We start from the raw sequence: 15657 nt of genomic DNA on the forward strand, positions 1-15657 counted from the left end.
GGCCACACCGGTGCCGATGAGCGTGCTGACGGTGTCGGCGGCGTCCTCGGGTGCGGTACCGGCAACCAGGTTCAGCGCCCACCGGATGCGGGCCGCCACGTCCGCACCGGCCACGTAGAACCCGCGATGCGCACCCATCTCGGCGGCGCCGACCGCACGATCCAGCGACGCCGCGAGCGTGTTGCCGTCGATACCCGAACTCACCGCGGCCGCAATCGCAGCGGCCCCGGCAATCGCGATCCCGGTGTTGTGAGTGACGAAGCTGACCGCCTCCACAGCGTCGACCAGGCGGCCCAGATCGGCAGCGGGAGTGGCGATCCCGACAGGAGCAATCCGCATGGCGGCCCCGTTGGTGTCACCCCACCGACCTGATCGATTCGTCGCCGAACCCGTTTCAAACCGCTCGAGGGCTTTCAGCGTCGACGGCCCGAGGAGGTCGAGCGAACCGCTGGCCGCCATGCGCTCCTGCCATGCCAGGAGTCGCTCGGCCAGCAGCTGCGGATCGACCCGCCCGCCACCTTCGACCAGCAGGCGCCCGACGATGACCGCCTGATCGGTGTCGTCGGTGACCCGGCCGGCCGGCAGCCCGGCGCTGATCTCGTTGTCCGGCGGACCCGGCTCGAAACCCGTCAGCACCCCGTAGCGCGCCCGTACCACCTCCCGCGGAAGGTACTGAGTCGGCATCCCCATCGCGTCACCCACCGCCAAGCCGACCAGGACCCCGTGCGCGCGATCACACGCTGCGGCGGGTGACGCCGACGCGCTCACGGGGCCGTTCCGTAGCTGTGTTCGATTCGAAAGTGTGTGGGCTGAAGCAAACTGGTCACGAACTCGATTACCGCACCTGAGGCGTCGTAAATGGTGTGCTCGGTCTTGAGGAAGGCCTCGCCAGCGGAACGGCCGAGCAGTTCGGCGTCCTCGGTCCCCAGTACCGCGACACCGATCGACTCCCGTCCACCGGCCGCTACCAAACCATGCGCTTCCATTGTGGCAGCCAGGGATTCGTCGACCAGCCCGGTTGCCACCACGGTTTCCAGAGACGAGCGCCACGGCACCCGACTGCGCTCCAGGGAGATGGACTCACCCGCAGCTGTCATGCGAACCCGATCGACGACGAGGAACTCAGCGCTCGGCAACGACAGCCGCGCGGCCAACGCAGGCATTTCCACTTTGCCCAGCGCCAATAACCGGGCCGACGTCGAGACACCCTTCGTGGCGAAGGCCCGCGACCAGCTCGACGCGTCACTGAGCGGGTCCCCGTCGAAGTTAACGAACGAACCCGAACCAGTCAGTGTCTCGATCAGACCGTCCTGCTGCAACCTCGACAACGCCTGCCGGATCGTTCCGCGGCTCACCTCGAATTCCTGCGCTAGCTCCATCTCACCCGGCAGCCGGCCACTCGGCGGTATCTCACCGAGGCGGATCCGCTCGGCAAGCGCGCTCGCGATCTGGCGGTACTTCGCGGCAGCCATTTAGCTCCCCATATCTGTATAGACAGATCGCATCTGTCTGGTCAGATTAGGCGCGCAGCTCACAAACCGCAAGATCAGAGGAGGGCTGGATACTCTGCGCCGGGGTCCCGCTGGAATTCTGAATTCCGTGCCGACATCGTTCCCCGCCGACCGCCCTGTGCGTCAGTACTCGTCGGTCGATGTCAGAGAGGATGCCGCACGCCAGAGTCGGCTCGCGTTGTCATCGTCAAGCGCATATTGTGCGACTCCACTGGCACGACCGAGGTTCTCGGGGCGTTCGGTCACCACGTCGGCTTCGTTGTTGTTCTCGAAGTATCTGCCTCCGATCCCCTCGAGCAGCGGTGACGCTGCCAGCAGAACCGATGTCGCCGCACCCTGGTGCACAGATTTCTGAAACTCTTCAGGAGTGCGTAACCCGCCGGTGTGCTTTTGGAGGCCGGTGGCTATCGCGCCCGGATTGAGTGCGTTGGAGACGATTCCGTCATCTGCCCACCGTGTAGTGACCTCGACAGCCAGTAGTACGGTCGACGTCTTCGACTGACCGTACGCGGTCATCGGATCGTAGGGTCGAAACCGGTAATGAAGGTCGTCGAACACGACTGGCGAGAACAGGTGTCCCGTGGAGCTGACCGACACCACGCGAGCGCCGCCGGCCGAGCCGAGAGCCTCCCGGAGTCCCACGACGAGCGCGAAGTGGCCGAGGAAGTTGCTCGCGAATTGCATCTCACATCCCAGTGCATTGCGCTGCAACTCGGGCAGCGCCATGACTCCGGCGTTGTTGACCAGGATGTGAAGCGGCCCGTGCCACGCCCGGGCGAAGGCAGAGACCGACTCCAGATCCGAAAGGTCCAGCGGCGCAGTCGCGATGGCGTTGCTTCCGGTGGTTTGCCGTAGCTCCTCGGAGACCCTTTTGCCTGCATCGAGTCGACGGACCCCCAGCACAACCTCTGCACCGGCCGCTGCCAGTGCGCGGGCGGTCTCCACACCCAGTCCGCTGGTTGCGCCTGTGACCACAGCCCGCTTCCCGGTGAGGTCGACACCGTGGATCACTTCGTCGGCCGTCGACTCGAACCCGAATGGCGTCGTTATCTTCTGCATCGCGCTCGGTCCTGTCGTAGATGTAAAGCAGCCGACTCCCGCCGAGTGGACGGTGACAGCAAGTTCGGGAGATCAGAGGCCGAGCTCACTGAGTCCTGGGTGATCGGCCGGCCGGACGCCGCTGATGGCCCAGTGGAACTTTCGGTCGGATTCTTCGATCGGCAGGTCGTTGATGCTGGCGTGTCGCCATCTCATCAGACCGCTGTCGTCGAACCGCCAGTTCTCATTGCCGTAGGCACGGAACCATCGATGGTGTGCGTCGTGATACTCGTAGCAGAACCGCACGGCGATCCGGTTCCCGTCGTGTGACCACAGTTCCTTGATCAATCGGTAATCCAGTTCGCGCTCCCACTTGTCGGTGAGAAACGCGATGATTCCGACACGGCCTTCGATGAACGTGGACCTGTTGCGCCACCAGCTGTTCTCGGTGTAAGCCTGTGCGACCGTTGCAGGGTTCCGCGAGTTCCAACTGTCCTCAGCCATGCGCACTTTCAGTGCGGCGGTCTCGATAGTGAAGGGAGGCTGGGGCGGTCTGGCGGCCACGGGCCGGGTCAGTTCGACGTCGCGGCGGCCAGGGCCCGCGGCATGAAATCGCGGATGTACCCGCTGATCTCTTCACCGTGGGTCTCCAGCGCGAAGTGGCCGGCGTCGAGGAGGTGGAATTCGCCGTTGGGGAAGTCGCGGCGGAATGCTTCCGCGCCGGGGGCGCCGAAGATTTCGTCGTTCTTGCCCCAGGTGACCAGCAGCGGAGGCTGGTGGGTGCGGAAGTACTCCTGGAAGGCGGGGTAGCCGTCGAGGTTGAACTGGTAGTCCCAGAACAGCTGTAGCTGGATGGCGTCGTTGTCCTTGCGGTCCAGGCCTAGTTGGTCGAGCTGCCAGGTCTCGGGTGCGATCCGGTCGAGCCGATCGGCCGGCACGCCGTGGGTGTACTGCCAGTACGTGGTTTCCGGGGTGAACTTCTCGCGAACCTCTTCTTCGTTGGCGGCGCGGTCCTTGGCGTGGGCGAACAGGATGTCCCAGAACGGCGTGAAGCCCTCCATGTAGGCGTTGCCGCTCTGGGTGATCAGCGCGGTGATCCGTTCGGGTCGACGACTGGCGATTTGAAGACCGATGGGGGCGCCGTAGTCGTGGATGTACAGGGCGAACCGGCCGAGACCGAGGTGATCGATCAGTCCTTCGGTGATCTCGGTGAGACGGTCGAAGCTGTAGGTGAACTGGGTCGTCGTCGGCATCGCCGAGCGGCCGAAACCGATGTGATCGGGCGCCACCAGGTGGTACTCGTCAGCCAGGGAGTTGATCAGGTTGCGGAACATGTGGGAGCTGGACGGAAAGCCGTGCAACAACAGCAACGTCGGCTTGTTCGGATCGCCGGCCTCTCGGTAGAACACCTCGAGTCCGTCGATCTTGACTGTGCGGTACCGGGTGGCAAATGGACTCATGGGGGTCACCTATTCGGAAGCTGCCGTCACGTGCTCGGGCCTGCAAGGCAGTGTGCGTGGTGTGCGTGTCGGCGTCGCCGACTCACAAGAGCTGACCACGTAGCCAGGCCGGCGCGAATCCTGGATGAACCCCAGTTGTTGGGAGCGGAGAGTCCGGCGTACCGCTGTCGCGATGCGCTGGACGGATCTAGTGTCATTGCTCAGCAGGCGACACCGCGGAGTGGGCCTCTCGGCGGTCTGCATCAGTGATGGGCGTAGGGAAACGCGTTGACCGAAATTCGGACGGACCCTCCCGGCGTAGCCGGTGCCCTCGTCGGCCGGGCCGCGGAGTGCGCGATGCTCGACAAGCTCGCGGCCGACATCCGAGACGGCTTCAGCGGCGCGTTGGTCTACATCGGTGAACCCGGCGTCGGCAAGACCCGGCTTTTGCAGTACATGGCGGAATCGGCCACCGAAGTCACGATCCTGTGGATAGTCGGCGCGCAATCGGAGTTGCGGTTGGGCTTCGCGGCACTGCACCGGCTGCTCCTGCCCCATCTCGATCGTCTGGACAGGCTGTCGGGCCCGCACCGCACCGCGCTGGAGGTGACGTTCGGCCTCACCGAGGGGCCGACACCGGACCGCTTCGTGGTGAGCCTGGCCGCCTTGGCGCTGGTGTCCGACGTCGCCGCGGAACGCCCGGTGGTCTGCCTGATCGACGATGCCCAATGGTTGGACCAGGAATCGCTGGCAGTGCTGGGATTCATCGGGCGACGCCTGTACGCCGACCCCATCGGCATGGTGTTCAGCGCCCGAGAACATGCCGGAGACCTGACAGCGCTGGAGGGCTTGACGACCCGACGGATCGCTGCACTGGATCCGGGCTCGGCCCGCACCCTCCTCGACGAGTCCGTGTCCGGACCACTGGATCCGCGAGTTTCAGCGCGCGTGATCGACGAGACGGGCGGCAACCCCCTGGCGATGCTGGAACTACTCGGCGAACTCAGCGCCGAACAGTTGGCCGGACGGTTCCCCTTGCCGCGCCGCCTTCCGGTCGGACATCGGGTCGACGTCCATTTCCTGGCCCAGGTCGCCACGCTGCCACCGGAGGCGCGCACCGTTCTCCTCGTGGCTGCGGCCTGCGTCGACGAGAAGCCATCGACGGTGTGGCGCGCCGGGGCACTGCTGGGCGTAGCCGCGGCGGCGGCCAATCACGCTGTGCAGCAGGGGATCGTGACCCTGGAGCCGCGCATCGCATTCCGCCATCCCCTCATCCGTTCGGCGGTGTACGACGGTGCGACCCCCCAGGAGCGCCAGCGTGTGCATGACGCGCTCGCCACGGTGGCCCATCGTGACGGCGAGGACGACCAGGCTGCCTGGCACCGAGCGGCGGCTGTGACGACTCCGGAAGAGACGGTCGCCGCCGACCTGCAGGCCTCGGCGGAGCGCGCCCAGCGCCGGGGCGGCTACACCATGCAGGCGGCGTTCTTGACCCGCGCCGCTGAGTTGACACCCGACACCAGAGACCGTGCGCTGCGGTACCTGGCTGCAGCGCACGCGTACCTGGCGGGCGGTGACGGCCCACTGGCCGAGGCAATGCTGGATCTGGCGACTCCGGGACTCGACAACGCCGGCATGCACGTTGCGGTGCAACGACTGCGCGCAGCGATCGCGGTGTTCTTCTCCCGGCACAAAGACGCCCCGGCCATCCTTTTGGATGCGGCGACGAAGGTCGCCCCGACCGACGTGTCCCTGGTCCGACAGATTCTGTTCGATGCCATGCAGGCCGCGATCGTCGCCCGCCAATACACCGCCGGCACGACCCTCACCGAGGTGGCGCACGCGGTGCTGGGTGCGCAGCGGGACCCGCGGCGGCCGCCAGGCGGCAACGACCTGCTTCTGGACGGGTTCGCCATTCGAATCGCCCGGGATTACGCCGATGCGGTCCCGCTGCTGCGTTCCGCGGTGGCGATGATGTTCACCGACGAGGCCGCCGCTCACGTCGACATCCCGTCAGCGATTCTGGGATGGTTCGCTGCCGACGACGTATGGGACGACGACGGTCGCCGGGCGATGTTCGAACGCGCCCAAGCCATCGAGCGCCGTCAGGGGGCGCTGGCCGCGATGCGGATCACCCTTGCTGGGCTGTCGACGAGCCAGGCCTGGGCAGGACAGATGACCGATGCCGAGAACAGCTACGGCGAGGCCGCCGAGATCTCGGCGCTGATCGGGGTGCCGCCGGGGGCGACGACCGGGGTGCTGCTGGAAGTGCGCGCCTGGCAGGGACGCGAAACCGAGAGCCGCGCGGTGGCAGCGTCGACCGCCGATTGGGGTCGTCAGAAAGGAGCCTCGATTCTGGAGATCTTCGCGCTGATGGGTCTGACCGTGCTGGAACTCGGGCTGGGCCGCTACCCGGAGGCGCTCCGATGCGGATTGCAGATACTCCACGATGACCCGCCGGGCTTCGGGAACCGAGTGCTGCCCGAGGTCGTCGAGGCCGGCGTGCGCGGTGGAGACCGAGGTGCCGCCGAGGTGGCGCTGGCGCGGCTGACCGAACGCGCCACCATCGCGGCCACCCCGTGGGCGCTGGGTCTGTTGGCGAGGTCACGGGCGTTGATGGCGGCCGACTCTGACGCCGAGATGTACTACCTGGAGGCCATCACGCAGCTGGCCGGTACCGCGGTGCGCACCGAACTCGCGCGTGCGCATCTGCTCTACGGCGAGTGGCTACGCCGTAGGAAACGTCGCCGCGACGCACAGGTGCAGTTGCGCACGGCCTATGACATGTTCACCGCGATGGGAGCCGCCGCGTTCGCCGGCCGCACAGGTGCCGAGCGGCGTGCCGCCGGCGAGACGACGGCTGATGCTCTGCGAGCAGACAACCCGTTCGGCCTGACACCGCAGGAGGCTAAGGTGGCACGCCAGGCTGGCGCGGGTGCGACCAACGCCGAGATCGCCAGTCGACTGTTCATCACGACATCCACCGTGGAGTACCACCTCAGCAAGGTCTTCCGAAAACTGGGCGTGACGTCGCGACGCCAACTCGCGTCCGCCCTCGCCGGCGGCCTGGTGGGGCATGCCGGCGGCATCACGTCAGCGTCACCCGAGTGACTGACTGGGGTCTTCCCAGGATTCGCCGGCGACGGCGCTGTGCTGTGCTGGCGGAACCCCGCGCTGTGCGCGGCGGCCGGCGCCCCGGCAACCCCCATCGTGTTGAAAGGCGATCGCCATGCCCTTCATCTCCGTCGACGTCGAGAACACAGGAGACATCGATCTCTACTACGAAGACCGCGGCGACGGACAGGCCGTCGTCCTGGTCGATGGCTTTCCCCTCGACGGGCATGCGTGGGAGAAGCAGGTTTCCGTATTGCTGGCCGCCGGATATCGCGTGATCACCTACGACCGCCGCGGATTCGGCCGCTCCGGAGACGCAACCTTCGGCTATGACTACGACACGTTCGCCGCGGACCTCAACACCTTGATCGAAGTCCTCGACGTGACCGACGTGGCACTGGTCGGATTCTCGATGGGCACCGGGGAAGTCGGCCGCTACCTGGCTACCTATGGGCCGGCCAGGGTCGACAAGGCGGTTTTCATCGCTGCCGTGCAGCCTTACCTGCTGCGAACCGACACCAACCCGGAAGGCCTGGACGGCAGGGTCTTCGCCTCGGCGCTGGCAGCCGCGGTGAAAGACCGCTATGCCTTCCTTCATCAGTTCTATGCCGACGTCTACAACACCGACCAGACACTGGGCACCCGCATCAGCTTCGATGTCGTCGAAAGCTCCTGGCAGGTGGCGTGTTCGGGGTCGGCGTACGCGTCGGTCGCCGCGATGATCACGTGGACCACCGACTTTCGGACCGATGTCGCCAAGATCGCCGGATACGACATCGACATCTTGATCGTCCACGGAACCCACGACCGGATCCTGCCGATCGACGCCACAGCGCGCCCGTTGCACGCACTGCTTCCCCGTGCCGAATACGTCGAGATCCCCGGTGCGCCCCACGGTTTGCTCTGGACCTACGCCGAGGACATCAACCGCGATCTACTGGCGTTCCTCGCCCCTGAACCCGGTCGGCAGAGACCCTCGCACACTGAAGGAGCATCCTGGTGAGCAAGCATTACGGCGCCATCGCGTTCACCGAAGCGGTCCGCGACGTCCAGCGAGACCACGGCAGCCACGCCTTCTACGACCGCAAACGCGTTCAAGGCACGGCAGTGCCAGGCACTGACGCGCTCACCGAGGACGAGAAGGACTACCTCGCCGAGCGGGACAGCTTCTACCTGGCGACCGTCAGCGAAACCGGCTGGCCCTACGTCCAATTCCGTGGCGGTCCAATCGGTTTCCTGCGCGTCGTCGACGACCACACCGTCGGCTGGGCCGACTTCCGCGGCAACCTGCAGTACATCAGCACCGGCAATGTCGCCGGCGACAACCGGGTCGCCCTGATCGCCATGGACTACCTCCACCGGCGCCGACTGAAGATCTACGGCCACGCCCGCATCGTCGCCGCCGATCAGGATCCCACCCTGGTCGGGAGCTTCGCCGATCCCGCTTACGACGCCGTCGTCGAGCGCGTCGTTCTGGTCACCGTTGAGGCCTTCGACTGGAACTGTCCCCAACACATCACCGAGCGGTTCACCGTGGAAGAACTCGACACATACCTCGCTCCGCTGCGCGGTCAACTCGCCGCGCTGCACGCCGAGAACGCTCAGCTACGCGAGAAGCTCGCCCGCGGTGAGTAGTTCGCCGAGAGAGGAGACCGTGATGGCGACACTGACGTCGGTGAACGTCGGCATGCCCAGAGATGTCGAATGGAACCAGCGCACCGTGTACACGGGTGCGTGGAAACAACCGGTGACCGGGCCGCGGATGGTGCGTCGGCTCAACGTCGACGGAGACGGCCAAGGTGACCTCGGCGGTCACGGAGGAGAGAACCGCGCCGTCCTGGTCTACCAACTCGACTCCTACCGGCACTGGGCCCGGGTGTTCGACCGTGACGACCTGGCGCCAGGGCTGTTGGGGGAGAACCTCACCGTCGACGGGCTGCCGGACGACGAGGTGTGCATCGGCGACCGCTACCGGATTGGGCAGGCGGTCTTGGAGGTCACCCAACCGCGGGTCACCTGCTACCGCGCCGGCATGCGCATCGGCGAACCCCGGATGGCGGCATTGCTGGTCGCACACGGGCGACCTGGCTTCTACTGCCGGGTGATCACCGAAGGTGAGGTCGAAGCCGGCCAGGAGATCGTCAAGGTCAGCTCCGGTCCTGAGAGCGTGTCGGTCGCCGAGATCGATGCGCTGCTCTACCTGCCTGGGCACCCCCGCGACGCTCTGCAACGCGCACTGCGTATCCCGGCACTGAGCCCCGGCTGGCAAACGTCGCTACGGAGCCTGGCCGAGCAGGCCGAGAATCCGGCGGGCTCCGCAGGCAACCTCGGCCTGACAGCCGCGGCGGGTAGCCCACCGCCGGCATGGACTGGATTTCGCGCACTGAAAGTCAGCGCTGTTCACGACGAGAGCCGCCAGGTCCGCTCAGTCTCGCTGGCCGACCCCGACGGCGCACCCCTGCCGGGATGGCTTCCTGGCCAGTCGATCACGGTGCGGCTCCATCCCGACACGAACGGCGCGCCGCTGATCCGGAATTACTCGTTGTCCAATCAGCCGGGGTCCGCGGATTACCGGATCAGCGTCAAACGTGAACCCCACGGATCGGCCAGCGGATACGTACACGGTCGCGTCCACCCCGGTGACCTCGTCGACGTCGCCGCACCCCGCGGCACCTTCTTCCTGACCGATGCGGCCGCGCCGCTGATCCTGCTCTCCGCCGGGGTTGGTGCCACCCCCGTGCTCTCGATGCTGCACTGGCTCGCTGCGATCCACTCTGAGCGTCCGCTTTGGTGGCTGCACGGTGCCCGCAACGGTGAAGAACACCCGTTCGCCGAGGAGAGCCGCGATCTGTTGAATCAGTTGCCTAACAGTCATTCCCTTGTCTTCTACAGTCAACCAACAGCGGCCGACCGAGTCGGAGTCGACTTCACCGCGCAGGGCCGACTGACCCGCGCAGCGATCGACGAACTCGGCCTGCCTCGCGAAGCAGACGCCTATCTGTGCGGGCCATCGGCGTTCATGAACGAGCTGAGCTCCGGCCTTGCGACCTACGGACTGGATCCCTCGCGCGTGCACTCCGAACTCTTCGGCGCCGCAGCCGCTCTCACGCCCGGAATCGCTGCGACGTCGATCCCTCCGCACGCACCTGTGGGGCCGCCCGGACCTGGACCTGAAGTTCAGTTCGCACGCAGCGGCCTCTCCGCACCTTGGGGCCCGCCCAGTACCAGCTTGCTCGAGTTCGCCGAAACGTGTGACGTCCCTACCCGCTGGTCGTGCCGAACCGGGGTATGTCACAACTGCGAGACCGCGCTGCTCTCGGGCACCGTCCGCTACGACCCGGAGCCCTTGGAACCGCCCGCCGAGGGCAACATCCTGATCTGCTGTGCACAACCCTGCGACACTGTCGTGCTCGACCTCTGAAAGATCCGAGCACTCGCCTTCCGACGCGGTTTGCGTGCTGACCGGCGTGACGGCGATCGTCACCACGTCATGCTGGTCTCGACCAATACGTACTCTCGGTTCTATAAGCGTCGCGCTGAACCTCAAGAAGGAGAATTCACATGTCCGCTGCCATCGAGAAGCTGATGCGCGACAACCTGCTCGGCGTCTTCAACGAACGCGACGAGACCAAGCGCAAAGCGGCCATCCAAGACACCTACGCCGCGAACGTACGTTGGACCGACGCTGAGGGCGTCACCACCGGTCATGCGGCACTTGAAGCCAAATGCGTTGGCCTGCAGGCAGGAATCGGTGACCTGCAATTCGAGGCGGTAGGCCCGGTCCACGAACTGCCCGGCTTCGCTCACCTTGCGTGGCGACTGGTCGATCCCACCCACGGGCAGGTTCAGATGACCGGCTTCGACACTGCGCTGATCCAGGACAACCTGGTGACCGACCTGTGGACCGTTCTGATCCCGCCGCCAAAGTAGTAAGGAGTACCCGCTGTGCTGCCAGCGCTACGCGGGTGCCGCGCCTCTAGACGCAGAGAATGCATCGACCAGCTCGGGGATCTCGCGCAGATGCCGGCGCAGCACCTCGACGCTGGCGTCGGCGTCGTGGCGGTCGAGGGCGGCGATGAGTTCACGATGCTCGTGCTCGATGGTGGTCAGGCGGGCAGGAGCCTCGACGAGCGTCCGAGTTCCGAGCCGCACCTGACGGGGCTGCAGCGAGTCGTAGAGCTCGGCGATCACCGCATTGCGTCGGTGGCGGACGATCTCTGCGTGGAACATCTGGTCCAGTTGGGCGAAGCCGTTCCAATCGTGTGACTGGCCAGCCTGTTCCATCTTCCCGACGAGCGCGCGGGCGCTGTCGGGCACACCGGCCTGACGCTGGCAGATCGTGCGCAGCGCGTCGGATTCGAGGACAAATCGCGCCTGGTAGATCTCGCGCATCTCCAACGCGGTGACCACCCGCACCTGCGCTCCACGACGGGGGAGGAGGTCGACGTATCTCTCCACCTGGAGCCGCTGCAGAGCTTCGCGGACGGGGGTGCGCGACGTGCTCACACGGGCGGCGAGGGCCACTTCGTCGATGAACTCACCCTCGGCGAACTCGCCGCTGAGGATCGCATCGCGGATCCACCCGTACGCACGCTGGCTGGCGGACGTCTTGACCGCGTCCGCTCCGGTGGGGGCTCCGATGGTGGACATGACGCCCATTCAACCATTTACACGACGTGCATTCTTCGTGTATACAACTTGTGTACAGAGTGTGTTGCAGCGTGCGCGGCGCGTTCAGTGAGAGTCGAGTCACCGAGAAGAGGCAAAGCGTTGACCTCCCCACCCGAACACAGCTCCCCGCCGGACCGGCCGTCGGTCTCGATCTGGCTCACCGAACCCTCGGCGGCGGCTGTCGAGATGGGCAGCCTGGCCGGATACGACACCGTGGTGCTCGACATCGAGCACGGCCTGTTCGACCTGCGCGCGCTGGACTGGATCATTCCGTTGATCCGGGCCAAGGGCATGCGGGTGATCGCCAAGGTGCTCGGCCCGGAGCGCGGTCCGATTCAGCAGGCACTCGACTTCGGCGCCGACGCCGTCGCGATTCCCCACATCACCTCCGCCGAGCACGCGGCGCAAATCTGTGGGTTCGCGAAGTTCCCGCCGCTGGGTGACCGGTCCTTCGCCGGCGGCCGCACCTCCGAGTACCGGGGCTTCACCGACGACTGGGTGAGCGCCCAGGACCGCAAGACCCAGTGTTATCCGATGATCGAGGACGCCTCCGCGTTCGACGACATCCACCAGATCCTGAATCTGCCCGTCGTCGACGGGATCTTCATCGGCCCCTCGGACCTGTCGCTGCGCCGGGAACGCGGTGCCTACGGTGTGACCGAGGCAGACCTGGCCGACATCCGCCACCTGGCTCGCGCCGCCAATGCCGCTGGGAAACCGTGGCTGCTCCCGGCCTGGAGCGAAGCCGAACAGCGCCTGGCCGTGGAGGAAGGCGCGCACACCGTCGTCGCCACCATGCAGTACGGCGCCATGCTGGCGGGGTTCACCGCGACCATGCAGAACCTTCAGAAGATCAACGCCGATGTGAGGACAACAAGGTGAATCTGACTGCCGCAGTTGCACAATTCGCCCCCACCGAGGACAAGCCGGCCAACGTCGAGACGATGGTCGACCTGCTCGGCCAAGCCGCCGACCTCGGCGCCGAACTCGTGGTGTTCCCCGAGTACGCGGTGTTCACCGTCCCCACGATGGACGACCGGTTCGTGCACTCCGCCGAGGCACTGGACGGTCCGTCGGTCACCCGATTGGCGCACGCCGCCGCCGAGCGAGGCGTGACCATCATCGTCGGGGTCAACGAAACGGCCGAGGAGGGAAGGATCCACAACACCCTCCTGGGAATTCAGGATGGCGATATCGCCGCCGTCTACCGCAAGGTCCACCTCTACGACGCCTTCGGTTTCAAGGAGTCCGACCGGGTGCTCGCTGCCGACCCGTCGACCCCGGAGCTGTTGCGGGTCAACGGATTCACCGTCGGGATGCAAACCTGCTACGACCTGCGCTTCCCGGAGACGTCGCGGGCGCTGGTCGATGCGGGCGCCGACGTGATCGCGCTGCCCGCCGAATGGGTCCCCGGACCGCTCAAGGAGTACCACTGGAACACCCTGCTGCGGGCGCGGGCGATCGAGAACACCGTCTACGTCCTGGCCGCCGACCAGATCGCGCCGGCGGGGTCGGGCAACAGCGCCATCCTCGATCCGATGGGCATTCCACTGGCCGCACTCGGTGAGGCCGCCGGCATCGGCGTGGCCCGCCTCGAGCGCAGCCGACTCGACAGCGTGCGGACCGTCAACCCGGCACTCACGCTCCGGCGCTACCGGGTCCAGCCGGAGGTGAGGTGACATGACCAGGGCCACAAAGCGCCTGCGCACCGCCGTCGCGGTCGTCGCCGCAGCCGTGTGCGTTGCCGCGCTCTCGTCCTGCGCCGTCGACGACGGAAGCTACGTCCTGCACTACACGACCTACTCGTCGCAGACGTCGGATCAGTCCCTGACCATGCAGCGGTGGGCCGAGGAGGTCGAGGAGCTCACCGATGGTGGGGTGCAGGTCAAGTTCCACTACTCGCAGAGCCTCGTCGACGCCGATGAGGCGCTTCAGGCGACGCTGGATGGCCGTGCCGATCTGGCTCAGGTCGGCTCGCTGTACTCGGCGTCGGACCTGTCCATGTTCACCGTGATCGAGTTGCCGTTCGAGACCAACAACCCCGAAGTCCAGATGACCGCGATCGAGCGGCTCTACGAGGAGAACGACACCTACCGGAGGGATTTCGACCGCCAGGGCGCGCAACTGCTGTTCCCTCTCCCGCTCGGAATCAATCTGATCGGTCTCGAGGAGCCCGCACCGAACCCAATGGCACTGGCGGGGCGCAGCATTCGGTCCGGCGGCCTCACCTCCGAGGCGCTGCTCACCGTCGGCGCCAACCCGGTGGCGATGACCGCGACCGACGTCTACGAGTCCATGGAGCGGGGCGTCATCGACGGGTACACCTCGCTGGCGATCGCCAACCTTCCCACGTTTGGATTGGCTTCGACCACGCCGTATCTGGTCGACCCCGGGATCGGCGCCTACGCGTCCTCGATCGTGGTGATCAACGCCGAACTGCTGGAGTCGATGCCCTCGGAGTATCAGGACGCGATCGGTGAAGCGTCCGGCAATGCCATCGCCAACGGGTTGGAGGAGATGGACAAACTCGGCGTTCAAGCCTGCACCGACCTGCGCGCGACCGGCGCGCAGTTGGCGACGATGCCGCCCGGGGATGTCCAGGCGTGGAAGGACCGAGCCGGGATCGCCCAGCAGTGGGTCGACCGCTACGCCGAGCGCGGCTACGACGCCGAAGGTGTGCTGGCCGACTACCGCCGGATCATCGCTGAAGAGTCGGCGCGCTCAACGTATGTCGATCCGTTTTATGCGTGTCTCGAGGGCGAGATCCGATGACCGAGGACGTGACGCTTCCGCGGCCGGTGCTGATGGTCGCGCGCACCCTGAGCGTGGTGGCCGGCATTCTGCTGCTCGGGCTCATCCTGCTGACCATCGCCGACGTCATCAGCCGCAACGCCCGTGACCGCTCGATCGTCGGCACCGTTGAGATCGCCTCGATGCTGCTGGTCGCCGTGGCCTTTCTCGGTCTGGCGTCCGCGGAGGCCGACGGCCGACACGTGGTGGTCGAGTTGTTCGAGAGTCGTTTCGGGGTGCGAACCCGGATGGTGTTCTCGGTCCTGCGCACGCTGCTGCTGATCGGGCTCGGACTTCTCCTCGCATGGGGGCTGACCGAGGTCCTGCTCAGCGCCGTCGACCGCGGTGAGACGACGAACGACATTCTCCGACTGCCCACCTGGCCGGCGAAGGTGGTGTTGCTCGCCTCGTTCGTCGTGTTCTTCGTCGTCGCCATCTGGAAGGAAGTGCTCACCCTCGCCGCCCTGCGTGCCGAGCCGAGCGGAGGGCACCGATGACCGCCACTACGGGATTGATCCTGCTCGTCGTCCTGGTGCTGTTCTTCGGTCTCCTGGCGATCCGTCTTCACGTGGGCTTGTCGCTGATGGCCTCGGCGTTCGTCGGTGTGCTGTTGCTGCGTGGCACCGGAGCCGGAGTCAGCACGGTCGCCAATCAGCCCTTCTCCACGGCAGCCGACTACTCGCTGACGATCATCCCGCTGTTCATCGTGATGGGCATCTTCGCGGTCCGAGCCGGTCTGGCCCAGGCCGGTTTCGACCTGGCCTCAGCGCTGTTGCGCCGACTTCCCGGCGGGCCCGCACTCGCGTCACTGGCCGGATCCGGCATGTTCGCCGCGGTCACCGGATCGAGCGTGGCCACAGTGGCCACCATGGCGCGGGTCTCCACCGACGCGATCGTCCGCGCCGGGTACAGCATCCGCCTCGCGGCGGGCGTCGTCTGCGCCGGCGGGACGCTGGGAGTGCTGATCCCGCCGTCGATCGTTCTCGTCCTCTACGGCGTGGTCACCGAGGAGAGCATCGGCCAACTCCTGATCGCCGGGATCGGCCCGGGACTGGTGACGATCGCCGCCTACGCGGTCGCCATCGTCGCGCTGG

The 15657-nt window shown here is 66.3% G+C and carries 16 protein-coding genes; 10 read left to right on the forward strand and 6 right to left on the reverse strand.

Features of this window, described 5'->3' with window-relative positions:
* From WA965_RS19985 to WA965_RS20005, 5 genes are all read right to left on the reverse strand, one after another.
* A partial coding sequence (locus tag WA965_RS19985) for an ADP-ribosylglycohydrolase family protein (RefSeq protein ID WP_526448000.1) occupies positions 1 to 768 on the reverse strand: 768 nt, incomplete at its 3' end.
* Positions 765 to 1472: a GntR family transcriptional regulator gene (locus WA965_RS19990; protein ID WP_526303319.1), complete on the reverse strand. Its 708-nt coding sequence runs from the start codon at positions 1470 to 1472 to the stop codon at positions 765 to 767. The genes WA965_RS19990 and WA965_RS19985, both read right to left, overlap by 4 nt.
* A 162-nt stretch (positions 1473 to 1634) precedes the next feature.
* The gene (locus WA965_RS19995) at positions 1635 to 2570 is read right to left on the reverse strand and encodes an SDR family NAD(P)-dependent oxidoreductase (RefSeq protein ID WP_526448001.1); all 936 of its coding nucleotides are present in this window, start codon (positions 2568 to 2570) and stop codon (positions 1635 to 1637) included.
* Positions 2571 to 2642: 72 nt separating this feature from the next.
* Positions 2643 to 3113, reverse strand: coding sequence for a nuclear transport factor 2 family protein (locus tag WA965_RS20000; protein ID WP_526301579.1), 471 nt, complete (start codon positions 3111 to 3113; stop codon positions 2643 to 2645).
* Positions 3114 to 3121: 8 nt separating this feature from the next.
* Positions 3122 to 4009 (reverse strand): alpha/beta fold hydrolase, encoded by an 888-nt coding sequence (locus WA965_RS20005; RefSeq protein WP_526301577.1) that lies wholly within the window; start codon positions 4007 to 4009, stop codon positions 3122 to 3124.
* 267 nt (positions 4010 to 4276) lie between these two features.
* On the opposite strand from WA965_RS20005, the gene WA965_RS20010 reads away from it, so the two are divergent.
* The 5 genes from WA965_RS20010 (at position 4277) to WA965_RS20030 (ending at position 11032) form a co-directional block, all read left to right on the forward strand.
* Positions 4277 to 7099, forward strand: a complete 2823-nt coding sequence (locus WA965_RS20010) for a helix-turn-helix transcriptional regulator (protein ID WP_526448002.1) — start codon at positions 4277 to 4279, stop codon at positions 7097 to 7099.
* Positions 7100 to 7217: 118 nt separating this feature from the next.
* Complete coding sequence (locus WA965_RS20015) at positions 7218 to 8105, forward strand: alpha/beta fold hydrolase (RefSeq protein WP_526301040.1); 888 nt, start codon at positions 7218 to 7220, stop codon at positions 8103 to 8105.
* A complete protein-coding gene (locus tag WA965_RS20020; RefSeq protein ID WP_526301042.1) occupies positions 8102 to 8737 on the forward strand; it encodes a pyridoxamine 5'-phosphate oxidase family protein in 636 nt (211 codons plus the stop codon). The genes WA965_RS20015 and WA965_RS20020 overlap by 4 nt, the downstream gene beginning before the upstream one ends.
* 22 nt (positions 8738 to 8759) lie before the next feature.
* On the forward strand, positions 8760 to 10523 hold the full coding sequence (locus tag WA965_RS20025) for an MOSC domain-containing protein (protein ID WP_526448003.1): 1764 nt from the start codon (positions 8760 to 8762) through the stop codon (positions 10521 to 10523).
* Between the two features lie 140 nt (positions 10524 to 10663).
* Entirely contained in the window at positions 10664 to 11032 is a 369-nt protein-coding gene (locus tag WA965_RS20030) for a nuclear transport factor 2 family protein (protein ID WP_526300138.1), read from the forward strand.
* Between the two features lie 27 nt (positions 11033 to 11059).
* Here the strand turns inward: WA965_RS20030 and WA965_RS20035 are convergent, their stop codons facing one another.
* Positions 11060 to 11752: a GntR family transcriptional regulator gene (locus WA965_RS20035; protein WP_526300136.1), complete on the reverse strand. Its 693-nt coding sequence runs from the start codon at positions 11750 to 11752 to the stop codon at positions 11060 to 11062.
* A 120-nt stretch (positions 11753 to 11872) separates the two neighbouring features.
* Here WA965_RS20035 and WA965_RS20040 point away from each other — a divergent pair, with 120 nt between their 5' ends.
* The 5 genes from WA965_RS20040 to WA965_RS20060 form a co-directional block, all read left to right on the forward strand.
* Positions 11873 to 12655 carry an HpcH/HpaI aldolase family protein gene (locus tag WA965_RS20040; protein ID WP_526300134.1) on the forward strand — a complete coding sequence of 261 codons (783 nt, stop codon included), beginning with the start codon at positions 11873 to 11875 and terminating at the stop codon, positions 12653 to 12655.
* Complete coding sequence (locus WA965_RS20045) at positions 12652 to 13452, forward strand: carbon-nitrogen hydrolase family protein (protein WP_526300132.1); 801 nt, start codon at positions 12652 to 12654, stop codon at positions 13450 to 13452. Before WA965_RS20040 ends, WA965_RS20045 begins: the two co-directional genes overlap by 4 nt.
* Before the next feature lies 1 nt (position 13453).
* Positions 13454 to 14545: a TRAP transporter substrate-binding protein DctP gene (gene dctP, locus WA965_RS20050; protein WP_526300130.1), complete on the forward strand. Its 1092-nt coding sequence runs from the start codon at positions 13454 to 13456 to the stop codon at positions 14543 to 14545.
* A complete protein-coding gene (locus WA965_RS20055; RefSeq protein ID WP_526300128.1) occupies positions 14542 to 15060 on the forward strand; it encodes a TRAP transporter small permease subunit in 519 nt (172 codons plus the stop codon). Before dctP ends, WA965_RS20055 begins: the two co-directional genes overlap by 4 nt.
* The coding region (locus WA965_RS20060) for a TRAP transporter large permease subunit (protein ID WP_526448004.1) at positions 15057 to 15657 on the forward strand (601 nt) is incomplete at its 3' end. The genes WA965_RS20055 and WA965_RS20060, both read left to right, overlap by 4 nt.

Origin of the sequence: Mycobacterium sp. (assembly GCF_049683935.1) — a bacterium.
Taxonomy (GTDB): domain Bacteria; phylum Actinomycetota; class Actinomycetes; order Mycobacteriales; family Mycobacteriaceae; genus Mycobacterium.